Annotated in this window: 16 protein-coding genes; 13 read left to right on the top strand and 3 right to left on the bottom strand. The window is 37.8% G+C overall.

From position 1 onward, the window contains the following. Positions 1-7 precede the first annotated feature (7 nt). The 13 genes from pcrA (at position 8) to rlmD (ending at position 16,395) form a co-directional block, all read left to right on the top strand. Positions 8-2,236 carry a DNA helicase PcrA gene (gene pcrA / locus FG383_RS09100; protein WP_142607119.1) on the top strand — a complete coding sequence of 743 codons (2,229 nt, stop codon included), beginning with the start codon at positions 8-10 and terminating at the stop codon, positions 2,234-2,236. 23 nt (positions 2,237-2,259) lie between these two features. Beyond that, positions 2,260-4,263, top strand: coding sequence for an NAD-dependent DNA ligase LigA (gene ligA, locus FG383_RS09095; RefSeq protein WP_142607082.1), 2,004 nt, complete (start codon positions 2,260-2,262; stop codon positions 4,261-4,263). Between the two features lie 13 nt (positions 4,264-4,276). Further along, the gene (locus FG383_RS09090) at positions 4,277-5,413 is read left to right on the top strand and encodes a CamS family sex pheromone protein (protein ID WP_142607080.1); all 1,137 of its coding nucleotides are present in this window, start codon (positions 4,277-4,279) and stop codon (positions 5,411-5,413) included. A gap of 94 nt (positions 5,414-5,507) precedes the next feature. After that, positions 5,508-5,798 carry an Asp-tRNA(Asn)/Glu-tRNA(Gln) amidotransferase subunit GatC gene (gatC, locus tag FG383_RS09085; protein WP_142540322.1) on the top strand — a complete coding sequence of 97 codons (291 nt, stop codon included), beginning with the start codon at positions 5,508-5,510 and terminating at the stop codon, positions 5,796-5,798. 21 nt (positions 5,799-5,819) lie between these two features. Then, on the top strand, positions 5,820-7,283 hold the full coding sequence (gene gatA / locus FG383_RS09080; protein ID WP_142607078.1) for an Asp-tRNA(Asn)/Glu-tRNA(Gln) amidotransferase subunit GatA: 1,464 nt from the start codon (positions 5,820-5,822) through the stop codon (positions 7,281-7,283). Position 7,284: 1 nt separating this feature from the next. Further along, positions 7,285-8,712 (top strand): Asp-tRNA(Asn)/Glu-tRNA(Gln) amidotransferase subunit GatB, encoded by a 1,428-nt coding sequence (gene gatB, locus FG383_RS09075; RefSeq protein WP_142607076.1) that lies wholly within the window; start codon positions 7,285-7,287, stop codon positions 8,710-8,712. A 1,119-nt stretch (positions 8,713-9,831) separates the two neighbouring features. Continuing rightward, positions 9,832-10,395 carry a thioredoxin family protein gene (locus FG383_RS09070; protein WP_142607074.1) on the top strand — a complete coding sequence of 188 codons (564 nt, stop codon included), beginning with the start codon at positions 9,832-9,834 and terminating at the stop codon, positions 10,393-10,395. Positions 10,396-10,518: 123 nt separating this feature from the next. After that, the gene (locus FG383_RS09065) at positions 10,519-11,433 is read left to right on the top strand and encodes a diacylglycerol kinase (protein WP_142607073.1); all 915 of its coding nucleotides are present in this window, start codon (positions 10,519-10,521) and stop codon (positions 11,431-11,433) included. 214 nt (positions 11,434-11,647) lie between these two features. Then, positions 11,648-12,994, top strand: coding sequence for a cytochrome ubiquinol oxidase subunit I (locus tag FG383_RS09060; protein WP_142607071.1), 1,347 nt, complete (start codon positions 11,648-11,650; stop codon positions 12,992-12,994). Further along, on the top strand, positions 12,991-14,016 hold the full coding sequence (locus FG383_RS09055) for a cytochrome d ubiquinol oxidase subunit II (protein ID WP_142607069.1): 1,026 nt from the start codon (positions 12,991-12,993) through the stop codon (positions 14,014-14,016). Before FG383_RS09060 ends, FG383_RS09055 begins: the two co-directional genes overlap by 4 nt. 11 nt (positions 14,017-14,027) lie before the next feature. Further along, entirely contained in the window at positions 14,028-14,132 is a 105-nt protein-coding gene (cydS, locus tag FG383_RS21630; RefSeq protein WP_425467638.1) for a cytochrome bd oxidase small subunit CydS family protein, read from the top strand. A gap of 75 nt (positions 14,133-14,207) precedes the next feature. Then, on the top strand, positions 14,208-14,912 hold the full coding sequence (locus FG383_RS09050) for a YjjG family noncanonical pyrimidine nucleotidase (protein ID WP_142607067.1): 705 nt from the start codon (positions 14,208-14,210) through the stop codon (positions 14,910-14,912). Between the two features lie 118 nt (positions 14,913-15,030). Then, positions 15,031-16,395, top strand: a complete 1,365-nt coding sequence (rlmD, locus tag FG383_RS09045; protein WP_142607065.1) for a 23S rRNA (uracil(1939)-C(5))-methyltransferase RlmD — start codon at positions 15,031-15,033, stop codon at positions 16,393-16,395. Positions 16,396-16,673: 278 nt separating this feature from the next. On the opposite strand, the gene FG383_RS09040 is transcribed toward rlmD, so the two are convergent. From FG383_RS09040 to FG383_RS09030, 3 genes are all read right to left on the bottom strand, one after another. Beyond that, positions 16,674-17,495: a TspO/MBR family protein gene (locus tag FG383_RS09040; RefSeq protein WP_142607063.1), complete on the bottom strand. Its 822-nt coding sequence runs from the start codon at positions 17,493-17,495 to the stop codon at positions 16,674-16,676. A 484-nt stretch (positions 17,496-17,979) separates the two neighbouring features. Beyond that, entirely contained in the window at positions 17,980-18,966 is a 987-nt protein-coding gene (locus tag FG383_RS09035) for an EAL domain-containing protein (RefSeq protein ID WP_142607061.1), read from the bottom strand. Further along, on the bottom strand, positions 18,963-20,279 hold the full coding sequence (locus tag FG383_RS09030; RefSeq protein WP_142607059.1) for a sensor domain-containing diguanylate cyclase: 1,317 nt from the start codon (positions 20,277-20,279) through the stop codon (positions 18,963-18,965). Before FG383_RS09030 ends, FG383_RS09035 begins: the two co-directional genes overlap by 4 nt. Between the last annotated feature and the right edge of the window lie 480 nt (positions 20,280-20,759).

Below are 20,759 nucleotides of genomic sequence, written 5' to 3'. Positions count from 1 at the left end.
GTGCATGATGGAACTCATAGGAAAAAACCTATTAAACGGTATGAATACAGAGCAAGAAAAAGCCGTTAAAACAACAGAAGGCCCTCTACTAATTATGGCTGGAGCAGGATCCGGAAAAACGCGCGTATTAACCCATCGGATTGCCTATTTAATCGTAGAAAAAGAAGTATATCCTTCGAAAATACTTGCCATCACATTTACGAATAAGGCAGCTCGTGAAATGCGTGAAAGGATCGATAGTATTTTAGGAGCAGGAACAGGCGAGCGTATGTGGGTATCTACATTCCACTCAATGTGTGTGCGAATATTAAGAAGAGATATCGATCGTATTGGGTATTCCAAAAGCTTTTCTATTCTAGATACGACAGATCAGTTAACGGTTATTAAAAATATATTAAAAGAACAAAATATTGACCCGAAAAAATATGATCCACGTTCGATGTTAAATGCGATAAGTAGTGCAAAAAATATTTGTATAGATGCAGATACGTTTAAAGCACAGATGAATGAGATGAATCCATTTGAAAAAACGGTAGCAGAAGTTTATACAGGATATGAAAAGCGTTTAAGAAAGAACCAATCCCTCGATTTTGATGATTTGATCATGACGACTTTAACATTATTTAAGCGAGTTCCAGAAGTGTTAGAGTTCTACCAAAACAAATTCCAATACATTCATGTCGACGAGTATCAGGACACTAACAAAGCTCAGTATGAATTAGTACAGATGCTTGCGAGTAAGTTTAAAAATATTTGTGTAGTTGGTGACTCGGATCAATCGATCTATCGCTGGCGCGGGGCAGACATTCAAAATATATTATCTTTTGAAAAAGACTATCCGAATGCAACGATGATCATGTTAGAGCAAAATTATCGTTCTTCTCAGCGCATCTTACAAGCAGCAAATGACGTCATTGGTAATAACACAAGTAGATACCCAAAAGTATTACGAACGGAAAATAGCGAAGGGGAAAAAATTCAGCTATTCCGTGCTTTTAATGAACAACAAGAAGCGCAGTTCGTCGTGCAATCGATTCAAGAAATGATGGAAAATGAAAACCGCACGCTCGATGATTTTGCTGTGTTATATCGTACAAATGCCCAATCCCGAGTGATGGAGGAAGTGCTTGTAAAATCTAATATGGCGTATACAATCGTCGGCGGCACAAAGTTCTATGATCGTAAAGAGATTAAAGACTTACTGGCTTATCTACGTTTAATCGCTAACAACGATGATGATTTATCACTTGCACGCATTATTAATGAGCCAAAACGAAATATTGGAGCAACCTCTTTTGAGCGTATGGCAATGTATGCACTGGAACAAGATCGTTCTATTTTGGATACATTACATGAAGTCGACTTTATGGGGTTACCCGCAAGAGCAGTAAATTCAGTTGTCGGGTTCCATGGACTTATTCAAAACTTGACACAAATGCAAGAGTTTTTATCTGTAACAGAAATTGTCGAGCAAGTGCTTGAAAAAACTGGTTATAAAACAATGTTAAAAAATGAAAAAACGATTGAAGCGGAAAGCCGATTAGAAAATATTGAAGAGTTTTTATCTGTTACAAAGGCCTTTGAGGAAAAAAGTGACGATAAATCACTTGTAGCATTTTTAACAGATTTAGCGCTCATATCAGATATAGACAAGCTTGATGAAGAGGAAGACACATCGCAAGGTAATATTATTTTAATGACGATGCATGCTGCTAAAGGACTTGAGTTTCCTGTCGTATTTATCATTGGAGTGGAAGAAAATATTTTCCCTCATTCTCGCTCTATTGGGGATGACGATGAAATGGAAGAAGAACGTCGTTTAATGTACGTGGGTGTTACTCGAGCAGAGGAACGATTGTTTATTACTTGTGCACAATCTCGTACTATTTTTGGACGAGGTAGTTTTAACAGTCCTTCCCGTTTCATAAGTGAAATCTCCGATGATATTATAGAAGCCGTTGGAGGACAAAATAATAGTAAAAGAAGTTCTTCGCCTACTTCAAAGGCGATTCCACAAACTAAAAAAACAGCTGTTGTTCGTCCAGCCTATAAACAATCCGGCGGAGATATGATGGGCTGGCAAGTAGGAGATAAAGCCTTACACAAAAAGTGGGGCGAAGGTATGGTTGTTAGCGTTCGAGGAAATGGTGAAGATACAGAACTAGATATCGCATTCCCAAGTCCAACAGGTATTAAACGCTTACTAGCAAAATTTGCACCAATTGAAAAAGGATAATTCACTTAGTGGAGGAAACCCCCATGGATAAATTAGAAGAAAGAGTAAAAGAGCTACACAAGCTTTTATATGATTATGGATATGCCTATTACGTGTTAGATGATCCAATTGTTCCAGATGCAGTGTACGATCAATATTTGAACGAATTAATCACATTAGAAGAACAAAATCCTAACTTAATATTACCGGACTCCCCAACCCAACGTGTAGGAGCGGTTGTGAGTGAAGGGTTCCAAAAAGTAACGCATACTAACCCAATGCTTAGTCTTTCTAATGCATTTAACGAAGCAGATTTGCGTGACTTTGATCGACGGATACAAGGCATTATCGATGAATCTCCAAAGTATGTATGCGAGCTGAAAATTGATGGTCTAGCGGTTTCGCTTCTCTATGAAGAGGGACGTTTAGTAAGGGGCGCAACACGTGGCGACGGCACAACTGGAGAAGATATTACGACTAATATTAAAACGATCCGTGCTATACCACTTCGATTGAAAGATCCAGTAACGCTTGAGGCAAGAGGAGAGGCCTATATGCCAAAGCCTTCTTTTGTGAAGCTAAACGAAGAGCGGACGGAGCGTGGAGAGGAACTTTTAGCTAACCCACGTAATGCAGCAGCTGGATCTCTTCGCCAGTTAGATCCTAAAATGGCTGCCAGTAGAAATCTATCTATGTTCGTGTATGGCATGGGCGGAGATGGTGAAGAGCAGAATATTGAGCAACACTCCGAGGCACTGAAGTTTATGAAAGCACAAGGTCTACCGACGAATAAAGAAACAAAAGAATGTGCTTCTATCGAAGAAGTGCTTGCATTTGTCGAGGAGTGGACTGCTAAAAGAAATGAACTACCTTATGAAATCGACGGTATCGTTATAAAAGTTAATGATTACGCACAACAAGAGGAATTAGGATTTACAGCAAAAAGCCCGCGTTTTGCTATTGCCTATAAATTTCCGGCAGAAGAAGTTGTCACTACGATTCTTGATGTAGACTTAACGGTTGGTCGTACGGGGGTAGTAACACCAACTGCTATTCTAGAGCCAGCGCTCGTTGCGGGCTCCACCGTGCAACGGGCAACACTGCATAATGAAGACCTAATTCGTGAAAAAGATATCCGTATTGGTGACCGCGTGATCATTCGAAAAGCAGGAGATATAATCCCTGAAGTAGTATCGGTTATTTTAGAAGAAAGAAACGGTACTGAAATACCATATGAAATGCCGACAAATTGCCCAGTTTGTGATAGCGACTTAATAAGAGTTGAAGAGGAAGTGGCATTACGTTGTGTGAACCCACAATGTCCTGCGCAAATACAAGAAGGTATTTACCATTTTGCATCCCGTAATGCCATGAATATCGAAGGACTCGGTGAAAAAGTTGTTGAGCAGTTATTCAGAGAACAGCTCATCCGAGATGTTTCGGATTTATATAAGTTGACGATCGAAGATTTAGTAAAGCTAGAAAGAATGGGACAAAAATCTGCAACGAATTTAGTAACAGCAATCGAGGCTTCTAAAACGAACTCGATGGAACGAGTATTATTTGGACTTGGCATTCGCCATATTGGAGAAAAAGCTGCGAAAATACTAGCGGAAACATTCCATCATTTCGATGCACTGATGAATGCAACAAAAGAAGAGTTAACCGCAATCTTTGAAATTGGCGACAAGATGGCGGACTCACTAGTTACTTATTTCGAGCAAGAAGAGGTACAACAGCTAATCGTACGATTAAAAGAAGCAGGATTGGCACTACAGTATACTGGTAAAATTGTAGATATGTCCTTACTAGAAGATAGTCCATTTGCGAATAAAACGATTGTACTCACTGGAAAACTGTTACAGTTGACTCGTCCGGAAGCGAAAGAAAAAATTGAAGCGCTTGGTGGCAAAGTTGCTGGTAGTGTGAGTAAAAAAACAGATTTAGTCATTGCGGGTGAAGAGGCAGGATCTAAGCTAGAAAAAGCAACAAGTCTTGGCATTGAAGTTTGGGATGAACAAAAATTATTAGATCATTTAACGGATTAAAGGGGTTCTAAATATGAACAAAAAAATAATAGGCATAGTGATGCTAGTATTATTGCTAATCATTTCTGGCTGCACTCCTTCTCCGAACAACGAAACAGAAGTTATTCAAAATACGGAAGAGACAACTACGAAAACGGTAATCATTCCAAGCTTACAATTGGATGAAAATTATTACCGCACTATTTTGCCATATGAACAAAGCGCTAGTAGAGGACTAGTAGTATCAAATCTTGCGACAAAGTATGATATGAAAGAAGTAGAAACAGGTCTTCTTCGAATATCTCAAAATGAGTTTTCCCCGGATAAATATTTATTCCAAGAAGGTCAATATTTAAAAGGGAGTACAATCAGTTCGTGGTTAGCAAGAAGTAATCAAACAAAAGATGGTTTAAATCCAAGTGATGAAGGGCTTACTGGTGAAGAGAAAGCAAAAAATGCTCCCGTTTATATTACACATATTGTAGAGCAAAACTACTTGATAAAAGAAGAGAATACAGTGAAGCTTGCAGGAATTTCTGTAGGACTTGCGTTAAATTCTATTTATTATTATCAAAAAGAAGCGTACGGGGCAACTTTTGAAGAAAAGTTAACACAAGCTCAAATCACAGAAAATGGGAAGAAGATTGCAGAAGAAGTAGTGAATCGAATGCGTCAAATCGAAGGATTAGCAGATATCCCGATTGTTGTAGGACTTTTTAAACAAAATAGTAGAAATGCAGTTGTCCCAGGAACATATTTCACTTTTAGTACGGCTCCTGGTGGAAAAAACGTTTCTGATTGGAAACCAATCGATGAAGAATATGTTCTATTTCCTACGGCAGAATCGGAAGAAAAATATCGTGATTTAGATACTATTTTCCGCAACTTCAAACAAGATGTAGAAACGTATTTTTCGAATTATACAGGTGTAATTGGAACAGGTTATTTTAAAGACAAGCAAATGCAAAAATGGACAATTACAATACCTATTCAGTTTTATGGTACTTCGGAGGTGATTGGGTTTACACAACATCTCGCTGGACTAGTAAAAACCCATTTTAATCAATCGATGAATGTAGAAGTGCAAGTTAACTCATTGAATGGAGCAGAAGCGTTACTCATTAAAAAACCTGGCGAAGAGGAGCCGCTTGTGCATATATATGCACAATAAATAGATTACTCGTAATAAAATGTGTCACTCTGTTCAAGCAGAGTGAAAAATGGTATGATATTGCCTATGGTTATTGAATTCGGAGGTGTGAAAAATGGCGGAATTAACAAAAGAAGAAGTAAAGCATGTGGCACATCTAGCACGTCTTGCAATTACGGAAGAAGAAGCGGAAAAGTTTGCGCTTCAACTAGGTGCAATTACAGAATTTGCTGAGCAATTAAAAGAATTGGACACGACAAATGTAGAACCAACGACACATGTACTACCTTTAGTAAATGTTCTACGTGAAGACGTAGCAACTAAAGGACTCGACCGTGAGACGATGATGTTAAATGTAAAAGAACAAGAAGCAGGTCAAGTAAAAGTACCAGCAATTATGGATTAATTATTGTAAGGAGGGAAACTAATGACGTTATTTGAACGTTCGGCGAAAGAACTACAAGAACTTGTACATAGCAAAGAAGTTTCGATTGCGGATTTAACAAAAGAAGCTTTTGAACGTGTAGAAAAACTAGATGGCGATGTAGAAGCTTTCTTAGCATTAAACAAAGAACAAGCAATAGCAACAGCTGCACAATTAGATCAAGTCCCTTTTGAAGAGCGTGGACCTTTATTTGGTTTACCAATCGGAGTGAAGGACAATATCGTAACAGAAGGATTAGAAACAACTTGTGCAAGTAAAATACTAAAAGGATTCAATCCAATCTATGATGCTACTGTTGTGAAAAAATTACGTGCAGCAGGAATGGTTACAATCGGAAAGTTAAACATGGATGAATTTGCAATGGGTTCTTCCAATGAAAACTCAGCATATAAAACAACGAAAAACCCTTGGGCTTTAGATAGAGTACCAGGAGGTTCTTCAGGTGCATCCGCAGCAGCAGTAGCTGCAGGAGAAGTACCATTTTCACTAGGTTCTGATACTGGTGGTTCTATCCGTCAACCAGCTGCTTATTGTGGTGTCGTTGGGATGAAGCCTACATATGGACGAGTTTCTCGTTCTGGACTAGTTGCATTTGCTTCTTCTTTAGACCAAATTGGTCCGATTACACGTAATGTAGAGGACAATGCTTTACTATTGGAAGCAATTTCGGGAGTAGATCCATTAGACTCTACTTCAGCAGACGTAGAAGTACCAAACTTTGCAGCAGCATTAACTGGTGACGTTAAAGGCTTACGAATCGCTGTTCCTAAAGAATATTTAGGGGAAGGTGTTGGCGAGGCAGCGCGTGAGTCTGTTCTTGCTGCATTGAAAGTACTGGAGTCTCTTGGAGCAACTTGGGAAGAGGTTTCATTACCACATTCTAAATACGCTTTAGCAACATACTATATCCTTTCTTCTTCAGAAGCTTCATCGAATCTTTCTCGTTTCGATGGGATCCGATATGGTTTCCGTGCAGAAAATGTAACTAGCTTAATGGATCTATATAAAGAAACGCGAGCACAAGGATTCGGAGACGAAGTAAAACGTCGCATTATGCTTGGAACTTATTCTTTAAGCGCTGGAACTTATGATGCATATTATAAAAAAGCACAACAAGTTCGTACGTTAATCAAAGAAGATTACGACAAAGTGTTAGCAGACTATGATGTCATTATTGGACCAACTGCACCAACGCCTGCGTTTAAAATTGGTGAAAATGTAGAAGATCCATTAACGATGTATGCGAACGACATTTTAACGATTCCGATTAACTTAGCAGGTGTTCCAGCAATTTCTATTCCTTGTGGATTTGAAAATGGATTGCCACTTGGATTACAAATTATCGGAAACTATTTTGATGAGTCAACAATTTATCGTGTAGCTCATGCTTACGAGCAAGCGACAGATTTCCATAAACAAACTCCTCAAATTTGGGAGGGAAAATAATATGAACTTTGAAACAGTTATTGGATTAGAAGTGCACGTAGAGTTAAAAACAAACTCTAAAATCTTCTCTTCAGCACCTAATCACTTTGGTGCTGAACCAAATACAAATACAACAGTAGTAGATCTTGGATATCCTGGAGTGCTACCTGTAGTAAATAAAAACGTAGTTGATTTCGCAATGCGTGCCGCTCTTGCACTAAACATGGAAATCGAACAACATACAAAATTTGATCGTAAAAACTATTTCTATCCAGACAATCCGAAAGCGTACCAAATCTCCCAATTTGATAAGCCAATCGGAAAAAATGGTTGGGTGGAAATTGAAGTTAACGGAGAGACAAAACGTATCGGTATTACACGTCTTCATATGGAAGAAGATGCAGGTAAACTATCACATACGGATGGCTATTCTTTAGTTGACTTTAACCGTCAAGGGACTCCATTAGTGGAGATTGTATCAGAACCAGATATTCGTACTCCTGAGGAAGCATATGCTTACCTTGAAAAAGTAAAATCTATTATCCAATACACAGAAGTATCTGACTGTAAAATGGAAGAAGGATCTTTACGTTGTGATGCTAACATTTCTATACGTCCATATGGCCGAGAAGAATTTGGTACAAAAACAGAGTTGAAAAACTTAAACTCTTTCAACTTTGTACGTAGAGGGCTAGAGCATGAGGAAATTCGTCAAGCAGAAGTATTAAATGCAGGTGGAATTATCGAGCAAGAAACTCGTCGTTTTGATGAGAAGACAGGCAAAACAATTCTTATGCGTGTCAAAGAAGGAACAGACGATTATCGTTATTTCCCAGAGCCAGACTTAGTAGACATCGTTATTGATGATGCGTGGTTAGAGCGTGTGCGAGCTGAAATTCCAGAGCTTCCAGATGCTCGTAAAAAACGTTATATCGAAGACCTTGGACTTCCGGCATATGATGCAATGGTATTAACATTAACAAAAGAAATGGCAGATTTCTTTGAAGAAACAATTGCACTTGAAGCAGATGCGAAGCTTGCTTCCAACTGGTTAATGGGTGAAGTTTCTGCGTACTTAAATGCGGATCAAAAAGAATTAAAAGACATCAAACTGACACCATCTAATCTAGCTGGTATGATCAAGCTAATTTCCGATGGCACGATTTCATCGAAAATCGCGAAAAAAGTATTCAAAGAACTTGCCGATAACGGCGGAGACGCTGCGGAAGTTGTAAAAGCAAAAGGCTTAGTACAAATTTCAGACGAAGGCGCACTTCGTGAAATTGTCACAGCAACACTGGATGCAAATCCACAATCTATCGAAGACTTCAAAAACGGGAAAGACCGTGCAATTGGATTCTTAGTAGGTCAAATTATGAAAGCTACAAAAGGACAAGCGAACCCACCACTTGTCAATAAAATCTTAAACGAAGAAATCGTAAAAAGATAAATACTAAATTCTGTGGCATACTCTATTTACTATAGAGTATGCCACTTTTTTTTATTACGCGTAATTTAGGGATAATGCGTCTTAGTGGCCGCCGTGATTTTCGCTGCAGTGGCAACCTACAGCGAAAATCAATGGAAATTGCTTTCTTATTTAGTATATTCTCGATTAAAACAATTATCTTTTCATGGAGTGTATCCAGTAAATGGCTTAGAGCAACCAACTAGTGATTGAAAACAACCAGTTCTAGTCTGAAAGCAACTAGATCAAGTATGAGAGCAACTAAATTACCAGCGAAAGCAACTAATTCTTACAAAATCAAGTTTACTTGGAGTGAGATGGCTATAGTGTTTACGTATAATAGGGATACTGTGTTGTAGCAAGCTTAAGTAAGGAGACCGCTATATTTCCATCGGGCGAGTGACGAGCCGCTACGTTGCTAACGCGCTTGCAGGGTCTCACACCTTCGAGCAAAATTCCAAAGAATGGCTAAGGGCAATCGAAAAGCTATTGAAAGCAACTAATTTCAGTACGAAAGCAACTAAAATCAGCATGAGAGCAACTAAATTGCCGATGAAGGCAACTAATTTCTTACTATAGCAAGTTTACTTGTATTGAGACCACCATGATTTCAACATATTATAGGAATAATATGCCTAGAAGCCCGCCGATTTCGCCTGGCCAGCATCTGCTCGACTAGTTTGTCTTGTTCAAAGGCAAGATTGTCTCGTTCAACCACTTATTGTTAATTTCGGACACTGTAAGTTAGTGTTTTTTCATTGATTTTCGTTGCAGACGGCGACTCCAGTGGAGGCCAACAGGATGTTGGTCACGAAGGCGTTGCCACACGATGTAGCGTTCTTAGCCTTTGTTCCTCTGTGTGAGTAAGATGAGATTTCACAACGCGCAAGCGGCGGTGAAGGCTCATCACTCATCCCACGGAAAGCGTCCGTCCTGCAGCGAAAATCACAGCGGTCACCTAATAGAGCTCTCTAAGACGCACTATCTCTATAAAGTCCATCAATATTTCGTAACGAAACTTTCCCCTAAATCTTGCTAACCAACTTATTTGAATAAGCTAGTAGAACGAAGTATACTAAAGTAAAAAGGGGGTCATTTCGAATGCCTACAGAACAACAATACTTTGAAAACGCAAAACCACTTACACAATATATGGACGACATGACAACGAAAAAAGAAGAATCTTTCAGCATCTATGATCAATTCGAAGTTCCTGCGGATGACGAATTTATCGAATTATTAAAAGAAAAAGTACCACATGTACTTGCTATTACAGAAGACTGGTGTGGTGATGCGATGATGAATAATGCAATAGTGCGCAGAATTGCCGAAGCGGCTAGCCTTGAAGTACGCGCAGTATATCGAGATGAAAACCTTGAATTGATGGACCAATATTTAACGAATGGTGGACGTTCAATTCCTGTTTATTTATTGTTAAACAGCAACGGAGAAGTTATTGCTAAGTGGGGACCTCGTGCGGAGAAAGTACAGCAGTTCGTAATGGACGGCAGAGCAAAATTCCCTGATAAAGAAGACCCAACATTCGAAGAAGTTCAAAAAGCATTTTACGCACAAATGAGTAAAGAGTTTACAGACAATAAAGATTTCCATTTAGCAGTTTACGAAGACATACGTAACAACTGGTTACAAGCACTTCAAAAATAAAGAGAATTCGAATACGGAAAAGGGGCCGGCATAAGTCGGCTCTTTTAGTAATGCAAAGAAACCTTTTCTTCAGAAAAGAAGTCTTATGACTAGAAAGAATTGTGAAGCAGAAAGGAAATCAATATGAAACGTGCAAGAATCATATATAATCCTACTTCAGGAAGAGAACTTTTCAAAAAGCACCTACCAGAAGTATTAGAGTCTTTAGAAATTGCAGGATACGAAACATCTTGCCATGCAACTACAGGTGAAGGAGATGCAATTTCCGCTGCGAAAAAAGCAGTAGAAAACGGCTTCGATCTTATTATTGCGGCTGGTGGAGATGGTACACTAAACGAAGTGGTAGCCGGTGTAAGTGAATCTGAAAATCGTCCTAAAATTGGTCTTATTCCGATGGGAACGACGAATGATTTTGCAAGAGCTTTGCATATTCCAAGAGATATACAAAAAGCAGTGGAAATCATTGTAAAAGGTGATACAATCCCTGTAGATGTTGGACTTGTGAATAATGAACGATACTTTATTAATATTGCTGGTGGCGGACGGATTACCGAGCTAACATACGAAGTGCCAAGTAAACTAAAAACAGTGCTTGGACAACTGGCGTATTATTTAAAAGGGATAGAAATGCTTCCATCGATTAATGCGACGAAAGTTCGAATTGAGTATGACGATGAAGTGTTTGAAGATGAAGCGATGATGTTTTTAGTTGGGCTGACCAATTCGGTTGGAGGGTTTGAAAAACTTGCTCCGAGTTCCAGTGTGAATGATGGAAAATTTTCTTTATTAATTTTGAAAAAAGTGAATATGGCGGAATTTATCCGTTTAGCGTCGCTTGCTATTCGCGGCGATCATTTAGAAGATCCACATGTTATTTATAAAAAGGCAAGGCATATTAAAGTAACATCAGACGAAAAAGTACTCCTTAACTTAGATGGAGAATACGGTGGCGACATCCCAGCTACATTCCAAAATTTATATCGACATATAGAGGTTTTTGTCCCAATTGATGAAATTCGTGAACAAGATAGACCTTAAAAAACGAAACCAGCATTCTTAAATGATTGCTGGTTTTTTTATATTTTCTTGCATAATGTTAAATAAACCGTTTTCCGGGTAACATATAAAAAAGGAGGGAAGTGAATGTACAAAAAGCAAGAAAAGTATTTGATATGGCTTGTATTTATTGTTGCGGGCGTCATGGCGCTTTCAATTATAGGACGAATTTTCGGAAGTTGAGGAGTGAAAATGAATGGGAAATGAAGAGGCCATATTTTATAGTCGTGTATTAACCGAGCTGACTTTATCTTTTCATATTATTTATGCAACCATTGGAGTCGGAGTACCACTCATGATTATGATTGCCCAATGGGTAGGGATTAAAAAAAATGATGAGCATTACATACTACTTGCTAGACGATGGGCAAGAGGCTTTGTTATTACCGTTGCCGTTGGTGTTGTAACGGGAACTGCAATTGGGATGCAGTTATCACTTTTATGGCCGAATTTTATGGAGCTTGCTGGTAACGTTATTGCACTACCATTATTTTTGGAGACATTTGCGTTCTTTTTTGAGGCCATTTTCCTCGGTATTTATTTGTATACATGGGATCGCTTTGAGAACCAAAAGAAGCATTTATTATTACTTATTCCAGTAGCCATTGGGGCATCAGCATCTGCTGTATTTATAACAATCGTGAATGCATTTATGAACGCACCACAAGGCTTTGACGTACTGAATGGTGAGCTGGTGAATATTAGTCCATTAGTTGCGATGTTCAACCCAGCAATGCCTACGAAAGTTGCGCATGTTGTTGTGACAGCATATATGACTTCCGCTTTTGTATTAGCAGCAATCGCCGCTTTCCGATTATTAAAAGGTTCGAATCATGTATATCATAAAAAGGCACTTTTTTTAACGATGAAAGTCGGGCTTGTATTTTCTATCGCGGCCGCTATTATTGGAGATTTCTCCGGTAAATATTTGGCGGAATATCAACCCGAAAAACTAGCAGCTGCCGAATGGCATTTTGAAACAGAAGAAAACGCGCCGCTTATATTGTATGGTGTGCTAGATAATGGCGAAGTGAAGTATGCCATTAAAATTCCATATGCGTTAAGTATTCTTGCACATTCCAATCCTACTGCCGAAGTAATCGGACTGGATCAGTTCCCAGAAGATGAAATTCCACCATTATATATTCATTATTTGTTCGACATCATGGTGACGATTGGTGTTTGGATGACCTTCCTCTCAGCAGCATATTGGATAGGAACGCAAATGAAATGGAAACTCGTTGAGTCAAAACTGTTCCGTTGGTTGATCGTTTTAGGCGGTCCACTTACGATGTTAGCGATTGAAGCAGGTTGGTGGCTTGCAGAAGTAGGGAGACAGCCTTGGATACTGAGAGGATTGATGCGTGTAGAAGATGCCGCTACTACTAGTGGGCAAGTCGATACGATGTTAATCTTATTTTCAGGATTATATTTAATACTTGGAATCGGAAGTATTGTTGTATTAACTCGGATGTTCAGACGGAATCCAGTAGAAAAAGAGTTAGCAGATCGTCACGCTGAAAAGGGGGCTGACATTTCATGACGTTAGAAATCATTGGTATTACGGTACTATGGATATTTTTATTTGGTTATTTAATCGTTGCCTCCATTGACTTTGGCGCAGGTTTTTTTAATGCATACAGCTTACTAACCGGAAGACAGCATATTTTGACGAATGTGATTCAACGTTATTTATCGCCAGTCTGGGAAGTAACGAATGTGTTCTTAGTATTTTTCTTTGTAGGAATCATTGGTTTTTTTCCGAAAACAGCGTTTTACTATGGAACAACACTTTTAGTGCCTGCAAGCATCGCTTTAATATTACTTGCTATTCGAGGGTCGTATTATGCGTTTGAGACATATGGCTCTAGGGGACATAAAGGGTATTCATTTATGTACGGATTAGCTGGGTTATTTATACCTGCAGCATTGTCCATTGTACTGACCATTTCTGAAGGTGGATTCATTGATATGGTCAATGGGTCTCCAGTGTTAGATTATCATGCGCTGTTTACTAGTCCGTTAACTTGGGCCATTGTTGTACTTAGTTTGACTTCTGTTCTTTATATTTCGGCTGTATTTTTGACATGGTATGCCAATAAAGCAGGTGATTCCGATGCGCTAAAACTAATGCGAAAGTATGCGCTCATTTGGGCATTGCCAACAATCATCACAGCAGCCGGAATTATGGTAGAACTCCGCTCACATAATCCGGAGCATTACAATAACATGGTGGACATTTGGTGGGCATTCGGTCTATCGTTTTTATTGTTTTTAGGAACGGTTTGGCTTTTAGTTAAAAAAAGAAGTTATGGACTTGCGTTTGGGCTTTTAGTGGGACAATTTCTCATCGCTTTTTTTGCCTACGGTTTTGCGCATCGGCCGTATTTACTGTATCCGCACTTGACGATTTACGATAGCTTTACGAATGAAGCCATGGCGATTGCGCTCATTATTGCATTTATCGCAGGACTTGCATTATTAATACCATCTCTGTATTTATTGTTACGTTTATTTTTATTCAATAAAGACTACGTACGTGGTAAAAAAGACAATCACGCCTAAGGAGGAACAGTATGACTGACTTTTTAATCTTTTATGCACCTTTTATTGTTCTGATACTAGCTATTGTTGTAGCATTTTGGGCTGCTTCGAAGGACGGAGCAGTTAAGGATAAATGAACCTCGGAAATCCGGGGTTCTTTTTCATATGTGGTAAAATAGAAATTATCATGTTAGTAGAAGGACGGGATAAGAATGAGATATGATGTTTTGTTATTCGATTTGGATGATACATTGTTTGATTTTGGGATGACAGAGAAGCATGCACTCCACAATCTATTTATGGAGTATGGTTTACCGAATGGTGTGAAAGATTATCTTCCTAGCTATAAAGCGATAAGTAAAGTTTTATGGGATGATTTGGAACAGGGACGAACAACTTTAGCAAATATTAAAGTAGAAAGATTTAAACAGCTATTTTTGGAACATGCACTGGACATAGATGCCGAAGTTTTTGGGCATAAGTATATAGAGAATTTGGGAAAAGAAGTACATATGATGGAAGGCGTAGAAGAAATGCTTGCAAATCTTTCAGGCTGTAGATTTGCAGTATTAACAAATGGGTTTCAACTAGCGCAGCATGCAAGGATAGGTGGGTCTTCTTTAAAAGACTTGTTTGAAGTAATTGTAACTTCAGAAGAAGCAGGATTTCAAAAGCCACAAATGGAGATTTTCAAACATATATTGGACAAACTCCAAGTATCCGATAAATCTCGAGTGTTGATGATTGGTGATTCGCTTTCTTCCGATATTCAAGGCGGCAATAACTTTGGTATCGACACTTGTTGGTTTAACCCGCATGTGAAAACGAATGTGACTGCAATCCAACCAACGTACGAAATTCAAAGTTGGGATCAATTAGTGGAAATCGTAAAGATACAAGAGGCTAAACTAAAATAATGTGGAGGACCTCTATGTGGGGGTTCTTTTTGTGTGAAATAGCGGATAGTTGCAATAATGATATTTCGGCCAAATTTTTGGTATAATGAATCAATCAAATCAGGAACGGAGAAATAAAGTGAATACACCAGTAAAAAAGAATGACCAGTTAACAGTCCATATAGAAGACTTAACACATGACGGAGCAGGGGTAGCAAAAGTCGATGGCTACCCGCTATTTATACAGGGCGGATTGCCGAATGAAGCGGCGGAAGTACATGTGCTAAAAACATTAAAAAACTATGGCTTCGCAAAATTAATGAACATCGTCGAGCCTTCCCCATTTCGCGTAGATGCCCCATGTCCAGTATTTGGAGAATGCGGAGGCTGTCAATTACAGCATCTATCGTATGAAGGACAGCTCGCATGGAAAGAAAATATGGTCCGAAATGTCATGAAGCGAATTGGGAAAATCGATGCTCCTGTACTGCCAGTTAAAGGAATGGAGAAGCCATGGGAATACCGTAACAAATCTCAAATACCATTTGCTTTGGAAGACGGACAAGTACTCGCTGGATTTTATCAATCTAAATCTCATCGAATTGCAGATACGAATACTTGTTTAATCCAATCAGATGAATCAGATCGATTAATGCGTGCAGTGAAAGAACATGCAATGGAGCTAGATTTAATTCCTTACAATGAAGAAACGAAAAAAGGGCAACTACGTCATCTCGTTGTAAGAAAAGGTCGTGCAACTGGGGAAGTGATGGTAGTACTTGTGACAAAGCATGCCAAACTGTCCAAACAAGATGCTATCATCGAGTTAATCCGAGAAGTAGAGCCGAATGTCACTTCTATTATGCAAAATGTAAATAGCCGCAATACGAATGTTATTTTTGGAGATGAAACAAATGTTGTTTGGGGTAAAGCAGTTATCGAAGATCTAATTGGAGACGTTCGCTTTGAAATCTCGGCTCGCTCGTTCTATCAAGTGAATCCAGTCCAAACAGAAGTACTATATAAACAAGCACTCGATTACGCCCAGCTTTCTGGAAATGAAACAGTGATTGACGCATATTGCGGAATAGGAACAATTTCATTATTCCTTGCACAGCAAGCAAAACAAGTACTAGGTGTAGAAATCGTTCCACAAGCAATTGAAGATGCGAAACGAAATGCTGAGTTAAATGGATTTACAAACACGTATTTTGAAGCGGGTCCTGCAGAGGAAGTTATTCCGAAGTGGTATAAAGAAGGTCAAAAAGCAGACGTGCTAGTAGTCGATCCGCCTAGAAAAGGCTGCGACGAGGCATTACTCACGACAATTATTGAACAACGCCCAAAAAGAGTTGTTTATGTGTCTTGTAATCCTGCGACGCTTGCTCGTGATTTGCGCATATTAGAAGATGGTGGGTATAAAACGATGGAAGTGCAGCCGGTTGATATGTTTCCGCAGACTACACATGTTGAAGTAGTGACACTGCTGGAGAGAAAATTGTAACTCAATAATTAACTACTGACATTTAAAACAAATCTTTTAAAACAAAAAATAATGTCATGATAAACGCATGAATGAGACGCAGGAGAAAAGAGAGTGGATGAACTTCATCCATTTTCTACCCCCTGTTTTTTACTTATTTAAGCCTGTTTAATTCTTGGTGCATTAAGTAAAGCCAACTTATACAAGTGCAGTCTGCGGATTCCTTTTTGATGTCAACACAAGCCAGGAGGTTGTGTATTTTTATGTTTGTACGCTTTCTGCACTCCAAATATATTTTTTTATTTTCTGGAAATAAAAGACTGTTCTCTGTTTATGGATGAATAGTGTGGTAGCAAAGCTAATCGATTAAAATAGAATTGTATCGCGGCCATTCCAATTAATACGACCATACCTGCAAGGGATACAAACTGAATAAGAACATATTCTCCCTGGAATCCTTCCATTGTTTTTAAAGATTGATAAATTCCAACGTATGCCCAAGCAACAGGTAAAGGAAATACCGCATTTTTGTTTATCATAAGTACCAAAAATATTAAAAATACAGCTAGGATAAGTATAATGATTGCCCAAATCACATGAGAGATTCCAAAACCGTTCCATTCTATTTTAACTAACCACACAGCTGTATTGACTACTGTGGCAATAAAGAGCCAACCTGTGTATATTCCAAAAGTCAATGGCAGTATAAAGTGTTTTCCATCATGTATCTTTAGGAGCTTCTCAAGAATAAGGGACAGAGCGATGACGTACCCGAAAATGAAAATCAATGAAATTCCAATCAAGAGGAAAGAAAAACTTATAATCCATACTATGTTCATGACACAAGAAATCCAAAAAAGTACGGAAATTTCGTCGATAGCCTTCTTATAGTACTTATCATTTTTCTTCACGATCATCACGCTCACTGATAATACTAATAGAAAATAGATCACACCCCAGATGCTGAAAGTAATTGGTGCTGGTGTAATTAAAGTGAAGTATCTGTCCGAAACTTCTTTTTGTGAGTTGCCATTAATTAAGCCAATAGCACTCAGTGAGTTGATGATCAATGTAATTACCAATAAGACTGCATTAATCCAAGCCTTTTTTGTTCTGTTCATATGAAACCTCCCACTTTCTTATGAATTCTGGATAGTTTTTCATTATATGTTTCAATTCAATTTATCTCGTATTAATGGTAAGTCAAGCCCCCCACCTTTAGATTTAAGGCAAACGGATGAGTAAAAATGGGGGAGTGCTAGCAGAAGCCCCATTGGTTCGGAACAATGAGATGTTGGTTATCCAAGCGTTGCCACATGGACGTAGCCGCTTTAAGTTGCCATTCGCTTTATGCAGGATGCCGTAAGTCTTTGAAAGATTCATTCACAAACTCAAGTTTTAAAGTAGAACAATCGACTATGGATGCCGAACTCTAGAAAGTTGGATGAGATATGGACCATCTTTAGAAAGAACAGCGATGGATATAATTAATAGGATTTGACAATGAATCTAATCTATTTAATAATCCATCACCAGTTAAAATGTCTCAAATGCTTGGTATTACTTACTATTCTAAGGAATTACTTACAAATAGAACAGGCTGGACTAAATTAACTTTGGTTCGGGAGTTGGTTTTCCAAATAAATACCCCTGAAAAAGTTGATACCCAATTTGTTTCAACCATTCAAAGTCTGCTCTTGTTTCCACACCTTCTGCTAATGGAATGCTTCCTATTTCGATTGCCTTATTTAAAAAGGATTGAGCGATTTGTTGTTTAGTGGAATCAACTGCAACACCTTGAACATACTTCATATCTAATTTCATGAAATGGGGTTGCAGACTTGATAACATATCGATGGTGTTAAATCCCTCACCAACATCATCAAGTGCATATTGAAATCCCTTCTCCTTATAATATGTTAATATTTTTTTTAAATGATCTAAGTCATCTACTTGTTCGGTTTCTACCACTTCAAAGACAAATTGATTAGGGTTTATTCCTAATTCATTGGCTAAAGAAATGGTTGATTTCAAACAAAACTCAGGTGAGTAGATGGAAGTAGGGATAAAGTTAATAAAAGCTTTAGTATTAATCTTTGTTGAATATCTAACCGCTGTCATTCTGCATAAACGGTCTAAAGCATATAATCGCCCTCTTTTTTTTGCCGTAGTAAAAATTTCGTTCGGATAAATCATGGACCCATTTTCATTTTGAAATCTAGCGAGAATTTCAAAAGCAAATATTTTTTCTGTTTGATCGACTATTGGTTGGAAATGGCATGTAATTAACTCTTTTTGTATAACTTCATCTATCCAATTGGTTTCAATAAAACTTTCAATCTCAGTCAGTGGATGCCATTGTTGATTTTCTATGCGAAAGTATATTTCTTCCTTTTGCATATGATCCGTACAAAAATCAAGAAATTCTCTTAAGCCGGATTCCTTGATTTTCAATTGTTTGTCCTCAACATTTACCCATATATTTCTACGTGATAGGTGACTAACTATATCTTGAATAATGGATACATCATGATTTTTTTCAAACCTGATTTCGTATGTTAATTCCGTTACTAAACAGTTTTTACAGCTCATGAACTTGACCTCCTAAAATTATCGAATACGACATTGTTTATGACGTGATTCCTTCCATCTTCTTTTGCTTTATAAAGTGCTTGGTCAGCTAATACCAACAATTCACTCGAATCTATTTGAGGGGAGTGATGTGAAATTGTTGTGGCAACGCCAATACTTATAGTTATGTAAAGACTTGTTTGTGAATTTGCATGCGGAACTTTTAATTCCTCTACTTCATAACGAAGTTTATTGGCTAAGGAGATGGCTTGATCATTGTTTATGTTAGGTAATATAATACAAAATTCTTCTCCACCGATCCTACAGACAAAACCTATATCGCTTACATGACTTTTTAACGTATTTGCGACTAACGAGAGGCATTGGTCTCCCTTTGGGTGTCCGTACGTATCGTTATATTGTTTAAAATAATCAATGTCAATCATTAATAACGAAAAATCATTTTTAGAATGAATACTTTTCTTATATTCCTCATTTAGAATTTTATTGAAAAAACGTCGATTATGTACACCTGTCAATTCATCAATAAAAATGGCCTTTTGTAATCGATGTGTTTCTCTTTCTAGTTGGTTCAATTTTAATTTTTCTGTTGTTACATCTCTGGAAATGCAAAGGATTTCTTCACACTCTCCATTAGAAGCTAAAAATACTTGACATTTGGTTTCAAACCAAATGTACTTTCCATTTTTGCAGCGAATTCGATACGTTATGGTTTGAATTTTATCTTCATTTTGTATTAAATCTTGTAAGGATGTAAACAAATTTACATCTTCTGGGTGTATAAACGCTTCAGCAGATTTTCCAAGCATCTCAGAAGAATCATAACCGAGTGTTAGGTTACACATATGAGAAATATATGTGTACACGCCGTCAAGCGTTTGGGTAGAAATAAAATCAGTTGAACTTTCAGCAATCAGTCGATAGTAATTCTCACTTCTTTGTAAATTGAATTCTATTAATTTCTGATTTGTAATATCAACATGGGATACGATAACAAAAGAATCATCATCGGCATTATTAATAAAAGGCGTTGCACGTAATAAAAACCATCGTATTTCTGTTTTAGAGTGACAAGAATATTCGAAAATAAAATGACTTTTCCGTCCAGTTAAAACGCATTCAATACCCTTTCTTACTTTTTTCTTACAAACATGAAGGTAATTACTCCCAATTCCACTCGTAGATAAATCACCATCATTCTCATGAGAAAAGTTAATCCATGATTTATTAACAGCAATGATAAGTCCATCTTGATTTATAACTGCTATTTGGTCTAGAAGGGAATCGAGTACTTGCTGATTTATATGAGTCATGTAAATCCTACCTTTCTCGAAAATTTTAGGGTAACAATCTAATTAGTATTGTATAGAATAATGATACCTCAAATTCTACCTGTTTTTTTACATAAAGTTACAGGATGTTGAAAACTTTCTCTATTCCAGTGGTCGAAAAATATGAATTCATAAGGATTATACAATTGTTTCACAAAGGAAATAGAATCATCTTGTACAATTCTTATTCATTTTAATAGATTCGCATGAACTTGTAATCAATTCCAATAAAAAATTTAGCCATTATTATGTTTGACTTGAATCGGAAGGTCGCATATGTCAATGATCTGTTTGCTCAAACATAAAAAGCAGACGGTTTAGAAGTGCTATAATGCACCTCTAATAGGCCGTCTGCTTTTGCTGTTGTTTTATGAATGAAGGGAGCTAAGATTGCGATAGTAACAATTCAATATTGTAAGCTCAATAGATTTTTCTCCTTGACAGAAGTCCGGAAAAGATGTA

This window comes from Psychrobacillus soli, from assembly GCF_006861775.1.
GTDB classification, from domain to species: domain Bacteria; phylum Bacillota; class Bacilli; order Bacillales_A; family Planococcaceae; genus Psychrobacillus; species Psychrobacillus soli.
Note: the sequence above shows the minus strand (reverse complement) of the source record. Positions and strands in the feature narration are given on the sequence as shown.

Bases quoted from the DNA above. Each gene is read 5' to 3' on its own strand.
- FG383_RS09035 (WP_142607061.1), bottom strand. From the start codon at position 18,966: ATGAGCTGTAAAAACTGTTTAGTAACGGAATTAACATACGAAATCAGG.
- gatB (WP_142607076.1), top strand. From the start codon at position 7,285: ATGAACTTTGAAACAGTTATTGGATTAGAAGTGCACGTAGAGTTAAAA.
- FG383_RS09070 (WP_142607074.1), top strand. From the start codon at position 9,832: ATGCCTACAGAACAACAATACTTTGAAAACGCAAAACCACTTACACAA.
- FG383_RS09065 (WP_142607073.1), top strand. From the start codon at position 10,519: ATGAAACGTGCAAGAATCATATATAATCCTACTTCAGGAAGAGAACTT.
- FG383_RS09050 (WP_142607067.1), top strand. From the start codon at position 14,208: ATGAGATATGATGTTTTGTTATTCGATTTGGATGATACATTGTTTGAT.
- cydS (WP_425467638.1), top strand. From the start codon at position 14,028: ATGACTGACTTTTTAATCTTTTATGCACCTTTTATTGTTCTGATACTA.
- FG383_RS09040 (WP_142607063.1), bottom strand. From the start codon at position 17,495: ATGAACAGAACAAAAAAGGCTTGGATTAATGCAGTCTTATTGGTAATT.
- FG383_RS09030 (WP_142607059.1), bottom strand. From the start codon at position 20,279: ATGACTCATATAAATCAGCAAGTACTCGATTCCCTTCTAGACCAAATA.
- pcrA (WP_142607119.1), top strand. From the start codon at position 8: ATGGAACTCATAGGAAAAAACCTATTAAACGGTATGAATACAGAGCAA.
- gatA (WP_142607078.1), top strand. From the start codon at position 5,820: ATGACGTTATTTGAACGTTCGGCGAAAGAACTACAAGAACTTGTACAT.
- FG383_RS09055 (WP_142607069.1), top strand. From the start codon at position 12,991: ATGACGTTAGAAATCATTGGTATTACGGTACTATGGATATTTTTATTT.
- FG383_RS09060 (WP_142607071.1), top strand. From the start codon at position 11,648: ATGGGAAATGAAGAGGCCATATTTTATAGTCGTGTATTAACCGAGCTG.
- FG383_RS09090 (WP_142607080.1), top strand. From the start codon at position 4,277: ATGAACAAAAAAATAATAGGCATAGTGATGCTAGTATTATTGCTAATC.
- ligA (WP_142607082.1), top strand. From the start codon at position 2,260: ATGGATAAATTAGAAGAAAGAGTAAAAGAGCTACACAAGCTTTTATAT.
- gatC (WP_142540322.1), top strand. From the start codon at position 5,508: ATGGCGGAATTAACAAAAGAAGAAGTAAAGCATGTGGCACATCTAGCA.